9 protein-coding genes are annotated in these 16,134 nt (G+C 23.3%); 4 read left to right on the top strand and 5 right to left on the bottom strand.

Annotated elements, in window-relative coordinates; translation table 4 throughout:
- Window positions 1-27 precede the first annotated feature (27 nt).
- The 4 genes from ACXX89_RS02245 (at window position 28) to ACXX89_RS02230 (ending at window position 4,265) form a co-directional block, all read left to right on the top strand.
- On the top strand, window positions 28-837 hold the full coding sequence (locus ACXX89_RS02245; protein WP_458557511.1) for an alpha/beta fold hydrolase: 810 nt from the start codon (window positions 28-30) through the stop codon (window positions 835-837).
- Complete coding sequence (locus ACXX89_RS02240) at window positions 830-1,810, top strand: aspartate--ammonia ligase (RefSeq protein WP_458557510.1); 981 nt, start codon at window positions 830-832, stop codon at window positions 1,808-1,810. Before ACXX89_RS02245 ends, ACXX89_RS02240 begins: the two co-directional genes overlap by 8 nt.
- A gap of 92 nt (window positions 1,811-1,902) precedes the next feature.
- Window positions 1,903-3,159 (top strand): GTPase ObgE, encoded by a 1,257-nt coding sequence (gene obgE / locus ACXX89_RS02235; RefSeq protein ID WP_436358796.1) that lies wholly within the window; start codon window positions 1,903-1,905, stop codon window positions 3,157-3,159.
- Window positions 3,159-4,265 carry a hypothetical protein gene (locus ACXX89_RS02230; protein ID WP_458557509.1) on the top strand — a complete coding sequence of 369 codons (1,107 nt, stop codon included), beginning with the start codon at window positions 3,159-3,161 and terminating at the stop codon, window positions 4,263-4,265. Before obgE ends, ACXX89_RS02230 begins: the two co-directional genes overlap by 1 nt.
- 43 nt (window positions 4,266-4,308) lie before the next feature.
- On the opposite strand, the gene ACXX89_RS02225 is transcribed toward ACXX89_RS02230, so the two are convergent.
- The 5 genes from ACXX89_RS02225 to ACXX89_RS02205 all read right to left on the bottom strand — a co-directional run bounded on the left by ACXX89_RS02225 (window position 4,309) and on the right by ACXX89_RS02205 (window position 15,992).
- Window positions 4,309-5,298: a glycosyltransferase family 2 protein gene (locus ACXX89_RS02225; protein ID WP_436358794.1), complete on the bottom strand. Its 990-nt coding sequence runs from the start codon at window positions 5,296-5,298 to the stop codon at window positions 4,309-4,311.
- The gene (locus tag ACXX89_RS02220) at window positions 5,282-6,298 is read right to left on the bottom strand and encodes a glycosyltransferase family 2 protein (protein ID WP_458557508.1); all 1,017 of its coding nucleotides are present in this window, start codon (window positions 6,296-6,298) and stop codon (window positions 5,282-5,284) included. The genes ACXX89_RS02225 and ACXX89_RS02220 overlap by 17 nt, the downstream gene beginning before the upstream one ends.
- 109 nt (window positions 6,299-6,407) lie before the next feature.
- Entirely contained in the window at window positions 6,408-7,394 is a 987-nt protein-coding gene (galE, locus tag ACXX89_RS02215; protein ID WP_436358792.1) for a UDP-glucose 4-epimerase GalE, read from the bottom strand.
- 1 nt (window position 7,395) lies between these two features.
- Window positions 7,396-8,289 (bottom strand): UTP--glucose-1-phosphate uridylyltransferase, encoded by an 894-nt coding sequence (locus ACXX89_RS02210; protein WP_458557507.1) that lies wholly within the window; start codon window positions 8,287-8,289, stop codon window positions 7,396-7,398.
- Between the two features lie 68 nt (window positions 8,290-8,357).
- Window positions 8,358-15,992 carry a hypothetical protein gene (locus ACXX89_RS02205; protein ID WP_458557506.1) on the bottom strand — a complete coding sequence of 2,545 codons (7,635 nt, stop codon included), beginning with the start codon at window positions 15,990-15,992 and terminating at the stop codon, window positions 8,358-8,360.
- Window positions 15,993-16,134: the final 142 nt, after the last annotated feature.

Raw genomic sequence — 16,134 nt, 5'->3', positions numbered from 1 at the left:
AATTAAAAGAAAAAGGAAAACTAAAAAATGAAAAAAATAAAATATGATTATCCCTTTGTTTTCAAAGATAATAATCAACCCAAAAATCCCGTAATTTTTGTTCATGGTTTTAATTCAAATCACAGCAGACACAATGTTTTTATGGATAAATGAACTTTAAGTGATTATTATGCTATATCTTTTCCTGGAAATGATTTATTAGAAGCTAAAAATAACGATGAAATTAGCGTTTATTCTTTTGCAAATCTTTTAATTAAATTTATTAAAGAAAATAATTTAAAAGATGTGGTCTTAATCGGTCATTCTATGGGTGGGGGAATAATTTCTCTTGCTTATTTACAAGAACCATCTTTATTTTCAAAATTAATTTATGTAGCACCAATGAACAAATCTTCACTAGTTAAAAAAGAAGATTACTTTAATTCTTATTTTCCAAAAACTTTTGAAGAATATAAGACATTTTTAAAGGCTTTGTATTATGATCCAACACCTTTGTTTATGAATAAAGAGTTTATGGAAAAAGAAAAAAATAATTTTGATCCTTATCTATTCAACAATCCAACTATAGTGAAATTAGGAGAAAATTTGCCAAATATAAATTTAATGAATAATATAGAAAAAGGTTTAAATTCAATTAAAATTCCTACTTTATTGTTACTTGGAGAAAAAGATGCTGTTATAGACAGGGAAAATTGTATAAAATATTTTTATAATAATGTTAAAAATATTCAAATAGAAGTTTTTGAAAAAGTGGGTCATATGATTTACTATGAAAACTTTGAAAAATATTTTAATATAATTAAAGATTTTTATTTAAAAGGAGAAAAAAATGAATAAAACAAAATTAAATATAAAAGAAACACAATTAGCAATTCAAAACTTAAAAAAAATATTTCAAGAAGAAATTAAAAAAGAATTAAATCTAACTAGAGCTACCGCTCCTCTTTTTGTTGAAAAACAAACAGGGTTAAATGATGGTTTAAACGGAGAATCACCAGTAAGTTTTACCACTAAAAATAGTGATGTTAAACTAGAAGTTGTTCACTCACTTGCTAAATGAAAAAGACAGGCTTTAAAAGACTATAATTATGACTTTTATGAAGGTATTTATACAGATATGAATGCAATCAGAAGAGAAGAAGACTTAGATGAATTACATTCATACTATGTAGATCAATGGGACTGAGAAAAAATTATAAAAGCTTCTGATAGAAATATTGATTTTTTAAAAAGCATTGTTAATAAAATTTACAAAGCAATTTTGAAAACCAAAGAAGAATTAAAAAAGCAATTTCCCGTATTAAAAGAAGAATTAGTTAAAAATGTTTTCTTTATTTCTTCGCAAGAATTAGAGGATTTATATCCTAACTATTCCGTTAATGAAAGAGAAAATTTAATTACCAAATCAAAAGGAACTGTCTTTATTTATCAAATAGGACACAAAATGAAATCAGGTTTGATTCAATCATTAAGAGCGTTTGATTATGATGATTGAAATTTAAATGGTGATTTAATAATTTATTCTCAAACTCTTGAAAAAGCAATTGAAATTTCTTCAATGGGTATTAGAGTAGATTCAGAGTCCATTTGTACTCAAGCAAATAAATCAAAAGCAGAAGTGGAAAAAATTTCACCATATCACTTTAATGTTGTAAACAATCTTTTACCTTTAACAATTGGGGGTGGAATAGGACAAAGTAGATTAAGTATGCTTTTACTTGAAAAACAACATATAGGTGAAGTACAATCCAGTTTTTGACCTAAAGAATATAAAGAAGAATTAGCAAAAAAAGGAATAAAACTTTTATAACAAGTTTGATTCTTTCTTTTTTATTTGTGTAAATGTGTTATTATTTAAAATACTAAATAATATTAGCATTTATTTATAGATATGGAGAATTAATGAAATTTATAGATGAAGTAAAATTGAAAGTACAAGCCGGAAAAGGCGGCAATGGAATGATTGCTTTCAGAAGAGAAGCACACGTTGATCGTGGTGGCCCTGATGGCGGTGACGGTGGTAATGGAGGTTCTATTTATTTTGTAGGAGATCCTGGAATGAACACTCTTCTTCCTTTGTATTTAAAGAAAATAATTAAAGGGAATGACGGGGAAAACGGTAGAAGAAAAAATCAATATGGAGCCGCTGGAAAAGATATTTATATCAAAGTACCAATAGGAACTCTTATTTATGATGGAAATAAATTGTTGCACGATATCATAACAGAAGAAAATTATTTAATAGCAAAAGGTGGTAAAGGTGGAAGAGGAAACACTAAATTTAAATCTTCCAAAAATACTGCTCCCAAAATTAGCGAAAATGGTGATTTTGGTGAAAAATTTAATTTAACTCTAAACTTAAAAGTTTTAGCAGACGTAGGTTTTTTAGGAAAACCTTCAGCAGGAAAATCTACAATTTTATCTAGAATTTCAAATGCAAAACCAAAAATTGCAGATTATCATTTTACAACTTTAGTTCCACAATTGGGACTTGTTCAAGTTTTTGAAAATTCCTTTGTTGCTGCTGATTTACCAGGTTTAATCCAAGGAGCAGCACAAGGTAAAGGACTTGGAATTCAATTTTTAAAACATATTGAAAGATGTAGAGTTATCGCTCATATAATTGATTTTGGTGACGAAACTAAGAATCCAATAAAAGACTATATTGAAATTAATGAAGAATTAAAAACTTATAATTTAAATTTAGAAAAAAGAAAACAAATAATAGTTGCTAATAAATCAGATCAAGAAGTTTTTAAAAAGCAACTATCTAAATTTAAAAGGAAATTTAAAAATTTAGAAATAGTGGAAATTAGTGCGATTGAAAATAAAAATATTGATACATTAAAAATCAAACTTTGAGAAGCATTAGAAAAAGAAAAAACCCCTATTTTTGAAAAAACTTTCTCTGAAGTTACAATTACTTTAGAAAAATATCACGAAGTTAAAAAAATACACGAAGGACTGTTTGAAGTGTTTGGTCCTGAAGTGGAAGAAATTTACAACAAAATTCCTATTGTATCACATGATAATTTAATGAGATTTAATCAAAAACTAAAAGAAATTGGTGTTTGAAATGAACTTATTGAACTCAACATACAAGCTGGCGATGTAGTTAGAATATATGAATATGAATTTGTTTGGGAGGATGAACAATAATGGAAGGATTTATTGGTTCAATTTTAAATACATTAAACTCAATGAAAGGTTCTTCACCACATATTTGAGTTCCAATTTTATTTGCTTTTTCTATACTTTTTTCTTTAGTTACCGGTTATTTTTTAAAACTTAAATTTACCATTTTTAAGTTTGTTTCCATAATTATAACTATAATTGGTACAGTCATTTTTTATAGCATTGCTAATAAATATGCTAAAGAACATTTTGATGATCCGGAAGGTTTTACTACTTTAGCTGCAACAGTAGTTGCATTAATAGTTTATTGAATTTTTAGATTTATTTTCTTTACAATTGCACTAGTAATAGCAATTTTCAGTAAAATTAAAAAGAAAAAAAGCAATAAAACTTTTACTAAAATAAGCAAATTAATTTATGGTGGTGTTTTTGCAGGAACTAATCTATTGTTAACAGTGCCAGGTGCTCTTCTGTTTTCTAACGTATTGCTTTTCCCTTCTGATAAAAAAACAAGTTATGCAAATTCTACAGAGATTGGTGTAAAAATACTGACAGGTGGTAAAGGTACAGGAATTCATAACTTATATGGAATTATTAAAAATGGAGCAGATCTTGCAACTAATATTAACAAATTACAAGATTTATTAACCAAAGATTATAAAAATTTAAGCGAAGAAGATAAAGAAACACTTAAAAAAATATTAACTGATGTTTCTAATTTAGTTAATGATCAAAGAATACAAAACATTGTATTTCCAATTATAAAAAATCAATTTGAATCATTTAATGTAGAACCTACTTTAAATGAAGTAGTTGATAAAACCATAAAAAGATTAACTGCAGATCGCCCAGATTACTTAGTAGCAACAGCAGAAGAAAAGAAAAAAATTGTTACTGAATACTTAAAAGAAAATATACAAAAATTATATAATGAAGCAAAATTAACAAACCCTGACATTGATGAACAAAATGCAAAAATTAAAGACTTACTTTCTAACATCAATGACAAAACAGAAAAAAAACTTGTTGATTTTGTAACTCCTTTAATAAAAAGTGAAGAATTAAAATCAAAAGTTGATATCCAAAATGCTTTAGAAACAATTATTTCTTTCTTCAAACATGAAAAATAAAAGTAAAAACAATCCAGTGCATCAAAGCATTGGATTTTAATTATTAAAAATCTCTTTTAATATGTCTAAATTTATCATAACTTCTTAATGAATTATTAAATTTAAATGTAAAATCTTTTCTATATTTAGAAAGTTTTATTTCTAAATCATACTTATCAATAAACTTATAAAACTCTTTTAAAGCATCTTGAAATTTTTTGTCTATATTTTGCTTATTTTTATTATAAAAAATATGTATAAAAATTGAACATAAAACTGTTTCTTCAAATGTTTTTTCAAATAACTCATATTTGTTTCTTATTTTTAATTGTAAATATAAGTAATCTAAATTTTTTGCTATTCCTATTATTTTATCAGTAGTATGACTTTTAAAATCTGAATTTGAATTTCAATCATATTTATATAATTTTTTATGAATATAATAAATATTATCAGTTAATAAAAATAAAACCAAAGCAAGAGAAAATTCTTCATAAGTATAACCTAAATAAAAAGGTAAATATAAACTTTTATATCATTCTTTATTAATTAATTTGTTTCAAATAAAAGTAAATTTCTCTATTTCAAAATTTATTTTTTTTCTGTATTTTTCCTTTATAAAAATTCTTTTTTTAAATATATTCATAAGTAAATTATTTTTATTACTAAATGAAAAATCAGAAAGGATTATATTGTATTTTTTCTCTGCTGAATACAATACTTTATTAAATTCTAAAATAGCATTAGGTTCAAGTTCATCTGTAAAATTTAAAAAAATAAAAAATTCAGTTTCACAATTATCAATTAAGTAATTTTTTATGTGAGAACTTTCTGAGTGTTGAACAAAATCAATAATTTTTATATCAATATTATTTTTATTTTCATCTTTAAATTTATGTAGAACTGTTTTAGTATTATCTGTAGAACCATTATTTAAAAACAATACATTAAATCTTGCATCTGTTTGCTTAGTTATTGATAACAACAAATTTTTACAAGTTTTCTCTCCATTAAAAATCGGTATCAAAATAGTTATTTTATTCTTTGTTTCCATTAAAATCTTTCTGTAAATTTTCTAAATTGTATTTTTTATATCTTAATTTTTCATAATTAGAAAAAGCAATATTAAAAAGAGAAAAAAATTTAGTTTTATATTTAATTATTCGTTCATCAATTTGATATTTTTCTAAAATATTATAAAAATCAATTAAAACTATCTGAAACTCGTTTTCTTTATTTAAATTATGGTGAGCTCAAAAAATATGAGTGAATACTTTTCTTATAAAATATTTTTCAATATTTTCTTTATATACATTAAAAATGTTTCTTTTTTTAAGTTCGCTATATAAAAAATCTAAATTTTTAGTTATACTAACTATTTTTTTAATATTATGTTTTTTAGATAAACCTTGTAAATTTAAATCATATTTATATGTTTTTTTATTAATGTGATAACTATTTATTGTCGATAATAACAAAATGAAAGAAATAGGAAAATCTTCATAATTATAACCAACTAAAAAGGAAATGTCTAAATTTAAAAATCAATCTCTATTTATAGCTTTGTTTCAAATAAAAGCAAGTTGATCTTGTGTATATTCAATGTTATTTTTATATTTAGGTTTTGTTAAAATTTTTGTTTTTGCTAAATTTAAAATGGGAATATTTTTAAAAATTAATGAAAAATGAGCAGTAATAATATCATATTTATGACTTGAATAGATGGGTTTATTAAATTCAAAAATGGCATTTTTTGTAATAAGATCATCTGGATCTAAAAATAAAAAATATTCTGTATCACAATTGTTTATTAAAATGTTTCTAGCATTTGCTAATCCGCCATTTTTTTCTAAATTTATTATTTTAATATTAAATAAATCATCATATTTATTTTTAAATTCATTTAAAACTTCTAAAGTGTTGTCTGTAGATGAATCGTTTAAAAAAACTAAATCAAATCTCTTATCTGTTTGTTTAATCAAGCATTTAAAAACTCTTTTATAATACTTATTTTTATTGAAACAAGGAATCAAAATAGATAATTTATTTTTCATTTGTTCTCCATTTATTTTTAATTAATTTTTATTAAATAATAGTATTACAATTTTAACACATACAAATGAAATAAAAATTAACTTTGTAAAAAGTTAATTTCTTATACTTTTATTTGAGATTTTTTAATTTTTTTCTTCATTGAATTTCGTGGTTAATTATATCTTCTAAACTATATTTTAATTTAAATCTTAATTTTTGCTGAATTTTATTTGAATCTGAAACTAGGAAATCAGGATCTCCTTCTCTTCTTGCTCCAAATTTAAAATTAATTTTTCTATTTAAAATCTTAGAAAACATATCTACTACTTCTTTATTAGAATAACCTTTATTACTTCCTACATTAAAAATTTCACTTTTATGTTTATCTAAATATTTATCTAATAATAAGTGTGCTTCTGCTAAATCTTTTACATGGATGTAATCTCTTATACATGTACCATCAGGTGTATTATAATCATTACCAAAAATTTCAAATTCTTCTTCTTTTAAAACTTTATTTGCAATAACAGGTATTAATAAAGAATAGTTATTGGTTTTAGAAAAAAGACCTGCTCTTATTTGAGGATCTGATCCAGCAACATTAAAATATCTTAAAATTCCATATTTAAATTTTTCATTGGTTTTAGCGTAGTCTTTAATAATTTGTTCACAAAAAACTTTAGAGTTACCATAGGGATTTATAGGTTTCTTTGCATTATTTTCTTTGAAAGGTAATCCTTTGCCCTTTCCATAAACAGCAGCAGTAGATGAAAATAACAATTTATTTATAGAAAATTTATCCATTAAAGTTAAAACATTAATAATACCATTTATATTATTTCTATAATAATCAAGTGGTTTAGTAACTGATTCTCCAACTTTTATAAAAGCAGAAAACATAACTACTGTATCAATTTGATGATTGACAAAAACTTTTTCCATTTCATCAATATTATTATGATCAATATTATAAAAAATCATATTTTGATCTAAAAATTCTTTATTTCCAGAACTTAAATTATCAATAATTATAACTTTATGGTTGTTATCTAAAAGGTAATAAGCAAACACTGACCCAATGTAACCCGCACCACCAATTAATAAAAAAGTTTTCATATTATTTTATCTCTTCTTTTTCTTTTATAAAGGATTTTATGCTATTTTTTAAACTATTTTCTCTTAATGCATAATCAATATTAGCTTTAACAAAACCTTCTACTGAACCTAAATCATATCTAATTCCATCAAGCTCACAAGCATAAATTTTTTGAGTTTCCATTAATTTTGGAAAAGCATCTACTAGCTGAATTTCACCACCAAAACCAGGTTCTAAGTTTTTTAATATTGGCATAATTTCTGGTGTAAAAACATATCTTCCAATGATTGCCTTGTTGCTTGGTGCTTCTGAACGCTTAGGTTTTTCTATCGCATCCATTATTTCAAAAACTTTTCCGTGTCCTTGATTAATATGTTTAGGAACTACAATACCATATTTATGTACTTCATTTCATTCTACAGCAGATACTCCTAAAATAGAACATTTATATTTTTCATATTGTTCCATAAGTTGCTTAATTGCTGGTTTTTTACTGCTATAAATTAAATCATCACCTAAAATAACAGCAAATGGTTCATTCTTAATTTTTTTAGCAGCAACTCAAATAGCATGACCTAATCCTAGTTGTTCATCTTGGTGTATTTGTTTAATTTTAATATTAGGCTTTTTAATAAAATTAGTTCTTTGCAAATCATTTAATAAATCAGTTTTATTTTTTTCCACTAATTCTTCTTCTAAATCATAATTAACTCTAAAATAATCCATCATCCATTCTTTTCTAGGTGAAATAATAATTCAAATTTCTTCTATTCCGGATTCAATAGCTTCTTCTACTAAATAATCAATAGTTGGTCTATTTAAAACCGGTAATAACTCTTTATGAACCGTTTTAGTAAAAGGTAAAAATCTAGTTCCTCACCCAGCGGCTGGTATAATTAATTTTTTTATTTTCATATAAAAATTATATATATAATTTCTGTTTTTTGATTAAAATTAAAAAAAATAACCGACATAGTTGTCAGTTATTTAACTCTATTCATTTTAATAACTTGTTGCACAAGTGCATCTCCTGGGAAATCCATAATTGTGATTCCAGAGATAAATCTATGATCTCTTTCATAGGTTTTTAGAAGATTTAAAACTTTTGGATTAGCCTGTTCAGCTAATCTAAAAATTGTGGTAGGTAAATTAGTGTGTGATGTAAAGTTTAAAAATAATACTCCTTGACCTTTGTACTTGGTACTAATGTCATATTGTCCTTTGATAGCGTCATATTTGTCATTTGGCGTAGCTTCAAAGTTATCTTGTGTATAAAAAATATAAGGTTTTGCTGCTTGCCCACCTGAGTTGTATTTTGGACCTCAAGAAGTATCTGTTGTAATTTCAGGATCTAGATCATTGAATATCATCATTTTTCCTCTTAAATCAGCAACTGTTGGTCATAAAGTTCCTTTATATGATTCTCTTTGATATAAATAATCATAATGTTTTAAAAGAGCATTTTCAAATTTTTGTCTATATTGTTGTCTAAATTGTGGACTTTGACCTGGTTTATAATCTTCACTTTTTATTCTTAATAATAAGAATTCACTTGGATGTCTTTGTAAGAAATAAGCAAAATCTCTTAGAGTATTACTTAAGTTGGTTGTAGCATAAGTTACACCATGTCTTAAATTCATATTCTCATCTATTCTTAAGTCAAAAAATCTAATTCCTTGTTTTAGTTGTGTATCATAGTTATTAGCTTGTGTTTTTGCATAATCCTTACCAAAAAAGTAATAGAAACCTGTTCCTGAAAACATCGCACTATCATGAGTTCCTGGAATACTTAAATCTGAAATTCTCGCAGAATCATCTAAGGATTTCATTCAATCTAAATTGTTTAAACTTGTTCCACTATAGTATCTAGTGTGCTCATCTTGATTATGTGGTTGATCATAGTTATAGTTTGGTTTTGGTTTCGGAGCAGGAGTTGGTTCAGGATTTGGTGTTGATGGTTGATTATTTGAAGGTTCTTCAATTGTTGGTTCTGGATAATCTGGTTCAGGCGGTGTACCATCTGAAATTAAAGGTTTTGCCCGTTTAAATGGTTTAAAATCATCTACATTTGGAAACTTAATTGATACATTATCAAATAAAACATCGGTTATTCTAAAAATTCTATTATTATATAAAGAATTAGTTGAAAGAATTATTTTATTATCATAATCAAGAGCTATATCTTTAGATTTAGCATAAACCGTTCTTCTAGCCTCATTAACATCTTGAATTTTGATTTTGAGTTCTTTTTTTCCTGTAAATAAATCTTGATTTTTAAATCTTAAAACAAAATCTGCACTAACTCCATAATCAGATTCAAGATTTTTAACTTGAATTGATGCAACTTCTAATTTTCTAGCTTCTGTTCTAAAGTTTTTAACTACTTCTGGTTTGATTTCCAAACTTCTACCATCATAAGAAATACTTTGCAATACATATTCAGTATTATCGCGTAAATTATCAAGACTTAAACTTATATTATTATTAAGTAAAACGATATTTGTAAATCTTTTAGAATAATTATTATTAAAATTTAAAACCAATTCTTTTGTTTTATCAAATTGAGAAGCGTTTTCAAAAGAAATTATCATATTAGCACTTGAAGTTGTAATATGTTCTGTAGAAATGTTTGAAACTTTAATTCTTTGTGGGTTGTCTTTAGTTGTGAAAGAAATAGTTCTAAAAGATGAATCTTTTTCCATTGACTGATTGTTGTATTTAACATTATTTACTGTATAGTGTGTATTAAAATCTAAATTATTTAACATTAAATCAATTGTTGTACTATCAATTATTCTGAAATTATCAATATTTTTTTCACGATTATTTAATACAACAGTTAATCTATCGCTAGTTGAAATATCTTTTGTAGATCTTAATTTTAAAGTTAATTTAGCAGAAGCAATTTGAACATCACTGCTTTGCATTGTTTTTAATAAAATATCCTTTTTAGTGCTAAATTCTCGTGTATTAGTATTTATTTGAAGATCAATATTCTTGTGATTGATTCTGCTTATTCTATAAGTAGAATTACTATCTAAATTATTTAAATTTAGTGTTATATTACTATTATTAGAACTTAAAGTTGCTTCTTTACGAATTTCTGTATTAGTATTATTTTTAATCAAATAAATAACTAAATTTTGATTTTGTTCTAGTCAATCAGTGTTAGATAAATTTATATTTAAATTTGCTGAATTATAAGTTATATTACTAAAGTTTAATCCGCTAACTACTGTAACACTTTTTGCTGTGGTAAAACTTATATAAACTCCAGAATGATTTAAAATTATATTACCTAATTTTATATTTTTAAGTGTATAAGTGGTATTTGGATTTAATCCAGAAATGATTTGTGATAAAGAGTTGTTGGTGATTAAATTGTGTGAAAAAGTTTTCACTAATCCATTAGAAAACTCTAAAGTTATATTTTCATTTGAATTTAAATATTTAGGATTATTAAATACAACATTTATACTTGCGGAATGCTCATTAACATTAGCAACTGAATAATTATTAATTGATACAAAATCATCTGTTCTAAAATTAATTGAGTTTTCAATTAAATTTTTATTTTCATATTTAATTTGAGTTATAGAGTAATTTTGTGATTCGACTAAATTACTTAAATTTATTGTTACTATATTATTGTTTATAGAATAATGAGAAATTGTTTTAGTTTCCCCGCCTTGAAATTCGATTATAAAGGGATTATAGGTATTAATGTCTTTAATAGCTCTAAAATTTAAATGTAAATTTGCTGAATTTAAAGTAATATTATCTATTGAAGTGCTTGTTATTTTAACATCTTTATTAGTTGTAAAATAGTAAGAAGAGTTCTCTGGTAAAAGATTAATTTCTTGGTGTTTTACATTTTTAACTTTATATGTTGTATTACTAATTAAATTATCAAAAACAAAGTGAATTTGGTTATTATCAATACTAAATGCATTAAAAGTTTTACTTATGATTTGATTGTTTGAAGTATTTAGTAACTCTATTACAAAAGGATGATGAACGTCTATTCATTCTTTATTTGAAAAAGTAAAATTTAATTTTAAACTATTATAACTGCTTAATAAATTATTGATACCTAATAAAGAAGAAATTCTTTGTTTTGTTTTAAAATTGATTGTTTCATAATTATTTAATAAACGAATATTTCCATAATTAATAGATGCTATCTGATAATCTGTAAATGCAAATAAATTATCTAATTGAAAAGAAACTTTGTTATTGTTTAAAACATAATGAGCAAAATTTTTACTTGTACCATTAGATAATACTATAGTTATAGGCTCTGAATTATTTAAATCTTTATTATTTTCAAATGTTAAATTTAAAGTTGCAGCCTCTGCTGTAATATGATCAACTGACTTACTTAGTAAATGAATATGTTTTGTAGTTGCAAAAACATAATGTGAATTACTATTTAAAATATTTTGTTGCTTATGTTCAACTTTGATTATTTGATAATTTGAATTGCTTTCTAAGTTTTGAAAAACGAATTTAGCTAAATTATTTTCAATATTAAAATGTGCAAATTCTTGTCTTACCACTTTATTATTAGATAAATTTTTTAATTCAAATGTTATTGGGGAACTTAAGTTCATTCATTCTTTATTTGAAAATTCAAATGCTAAGTTTAAAGAGTTATAACTTTTGTTATCTTCTGTAACATTAACTACAGAAGAAGCAGTTTGTTCTGTTCTAAAAGAATTAACATTTAAGTTATTTAAAATGTTTTTTCTATTGTATTTTATGGAAAAAACAGAATAATTTGTATAAGGAACTAAATGATTTAAATGAAGTGAAATAAGGTTTCCTTGTTTTTCATAGTTTATGAATTCCAAGGTTGTACCGTTTGAAAATTCAACAACAATAGGAACAGTATTATCTATGTCTTTCAATGAGTTAAAAGTTAAATTTAGAACTGCAGAATTTGTTGTTACAGAGTGAATAATTCCATTTTCTAAATTAATATTTTTGGTTGTTTGAAACACAAAAGAATTTGTTGTAGTTAAAAGTTGTGTATTTTTATGCATTATGCTCTTTAATTTATAAATTGTATTGCTTTCTAAATCGTTAAATGTAAATTTAGAAGCTTTGTTTATTAAATTAAAAGGGTTAAAAGTTTTAGAAATTTCTTCTTTTGTGGTATTTTTCTCTAAAACTATTGTTATTGGTTTATTTATCTCTATTCACTCAGGATTTCTAAAATTTAAAGTAAAGTCTATGGAATTATAAGTGCTTGAATTTTGAGTTACATAAGAAAGAGAACTTGGAATTAATAATGTTCTAAAGTCAATTTGCTCATTACTAATTAAATTTTGGTTTTTATGTCTTATTGATAATATTTTATAAGTGGTGTTTGCTGATAAACTTTCCAAACTTAATGAAATACTATCATTTTCCTTTTGATAATCATTAAATCTATATGAATCACCATTATTTAACTCTACAATTATAGGTTGTCTAGAGTCTACATCATTTATATTTTCAAAAGTTAGTCCTAAAAGAGCAGAATTATGAGTAATGTTGGTTATTCTTTTATTAGTTAAGTTTAAATTAGGAAGGGTTTGGAATGAAAAATCCCTTTCTTTTTCTACATTATTATTATCTAATGTTATTTCTTCTAAAACATATAAAGAGTTTGAATGTAAATTATTTAAGTGTAAAGTTAAACTATTATTTAGAATTTTAGAAGATAAAATAGAGATTGAATCCAAGTTTGAAAATTTTATATTAAATACAGAATTGGAATTATAAATTAAATTTTCAAAATTTAAAATTAAATCAACCGAATCAGATGTTATAGAATTTACAGTAAAATCCCGTATTTTTGGATTTTTTAGAGTTTTAAATTGAGTATTTAAATTACTAATATTAATTTCTTCATTATCAAGCATTATTGAATTAATAGAATAATTTCTATTAGGTTGCAAATTATTAAAACTAATTTCCAATCGATTAGAATCATTCAATAAAAAAGAAGTTTGAAAATATCTCTCGTTATTATCAAGTATTATATTTAAATCTTTATTAATATTTTTATCTATTACATTTGTAAAAGTTAAAATTACAGTTGCAGATTTTTGACTTATGTCTTTATATGAAATATTTTCAATTTGCAACCTGTTTTTTGTTTGAATTGTTGGAAAATTGCGATCTAAAATAACCGTTTCTTCATCATATTTAAAATTAACAACATTATAAGATGTATTTTTGTTTAAATTATTAATTGTGAAATAAATATAATTTCCATTTACTTCGTAATTATTTGCTTCTTTTTCTTCTGGATTTCCTGAATTGGATAAAATTAATTTTATTCTATTTCCTTTATCAAAAAGACTAATATTATTTAAAGAAGCTTTGATTTTAGCACTATTTTCTGTCGTATTAATAACTTCAAAATTTTCCATTCTTAAAGCTAAAGTATGAAAATTTCTATTTGTACTTTCAATAAATATCTCTTTGTTATTTTTGTAAATTTTATTTATGTAATAGTTAGTGTTACTTTTTAAATTGTTTAATATAATAGAACTATTTGAAGATCTTCATTCTTGAGAAAATTGTTGAAATTGTCCTTGTTCATCTCTTGTTTCTATTACTACTAAATCTCCGTCTATAAAGGCATTGCCTTTATTAAAGGATAGTTGAAGCTGTACAAAACGCGTATTTAAAGATAAAATTTTTATGTTAGTATTTTTTACTTCTTTCTCTTTTGTTTTAAAAGAAAAAACATTTGTTGGATTATAAACTACATCATTTATTTTTAAATTTTCTATTTGATAGGTTGAATTTTCATTTAAATCACTTAAATGAATTTGTATTACATTATCTTCTTTTGTAAATTCAACATTTTTATATTCTTCTTCATTAACTAATTTAATTTTTATATTTTCAATATCATTATTACCTAAGTTATCTGATAAGTTACTTAATTGAATATAGGCTGAATTTGTTGTTGAACTAATTTCAGACAAAGTGATATTTTTTTCTTGTTCAATAACGATATCAGATGTTCTAAAAGAAAAATTAGAAATTTTATTTTTTAATACTTTTCCTTCAACTTCAACTTTTTTAACTTTATAAATAGTAGAAGGAACTAAATTATCAAAATTAAAATGTTCTGATAAAGAATTTTCATTATTATTAATAGTAAAGTTAAATTCTTTTTCTTTTATTTCTTCCGCTTCTTTAAATTCTAAAGTTATTGTGATAATTTTTGAAGTAGAAAAATATTCTTTATTACTGAACATAAAATCTAAGGTTCCTGTATTTATATCCTTTTCAACTAAAGAAATATTATTTATAATAGGTGCTGAAAGTTGTGTTTTAAAATTAAAAATAGGAAATTGAATATTTTTATCGTTGATTTTTATATATTCTATGAAATAATTTTGGTTATCCATTAAATTATTTAAAAGTAACTCTATATTTTTGTTTATATTGGAAAAAGTAAAAACAAAAGGTTCTATTTTTTTATCTAATTTTATTTCAACTTTTTTGAGTTCTATATTTTCATTTAAATCTAAAACTAATCTTGCACTATTTGTTTCAATATCTTTAGCATTTATATTAGAAACAAAATAATGTTTTTTTAAAGTTTTAAAATTAAAATTACTATTATGTAGATTTCAAAAATCTTGATTATTTTTTATATTATCTATTGTATAACTTGTGTTGCTTTGTAAATTATCTATAACAAAAGTGATTTTATTTTCAAATACGGAAAAATTATTGATTCCTTTTTCTTCCTTTCCGCTTTTACTTCTTAAATTAATAAATAATTCTTGATTGTTAGAAATCAAATTCGAATTATCAATAGTTAGTTCTAATTTAACTGAATTTTCTTTATTTTCTAGAATTTTAAAGTTGCTTAAAATTACTTTTGGTTTTTCTAAAGTTGTGAAGCGAATATTGTTTTTTAGTATGTTATGATGATTATACATTATTTTAGTTATTGTATAATCAGTAGAAGCGATTAAACTTTCAAGTTTCAAATCGACTTTATGGTTATTTATATGAACATTAGAAAAATTTTGAGCTTTTCCATTTAAAAATTCAATGGATAAAGAATTAAAATGATTTATATTTTCTTCAAAATCGAAATTTAAAGTTGCTTCTGTTTCTTTAATATTTATAATCTCTGTATTTTGGGCAAAAAATTGTTTATTTGTTTTAAAAGTTTTTTTAACTAAACTATTTATTTGTAAAGACTTATTATCAACTTCTATTCCATAAATAGTGTAATTAGTATTTTCTTTTAATTTATTTATTTCTAAAACAATGTTTTTATTGTTAAACTCTCACTTTTGAGCAACTGCTTTTATACCATTGCTTAATTCTAAAATGATTTTGGAACTTGGTGAAATTTCAAATTTATTTTCAGGTTGCAAAGAAACACTTACTGAATTCTCAGTAATATTTGCAAATTCTATTTTATTTATCTTATTAATTGATGCTTTTTGTTCTCCTACAATAGGGTTTTTTTCTATTTGTTCCTTTTGTTTTTTAAAAAAAGCAAAAGGAAGGGTTGCAGCTGTAGCTATAAAACCAGGTACTAAAATTAATAATAATATTAATAATGATTTCTTTTTGTTTTTTATTTTCATCTCCGCCTCTTCTTACACTAATTTCTTTATTAAATGATACTACAAAAATCGTTTTAAAACAAAAGAAAAAAACATATTTTTTATATGTTCCTTAAATGAAATATAAAGTGCACCAGTGTTTTTATAACCTATTTGTATTTTA

The sequence above is a fragment of the Mycoplasma sp. 1012 genome (assembly GCF_054343455.1).
Note: the sequence above shows the minus strand (reverse complement) of the source record. Positions and strands in the feature narration are given on the sequence as shown.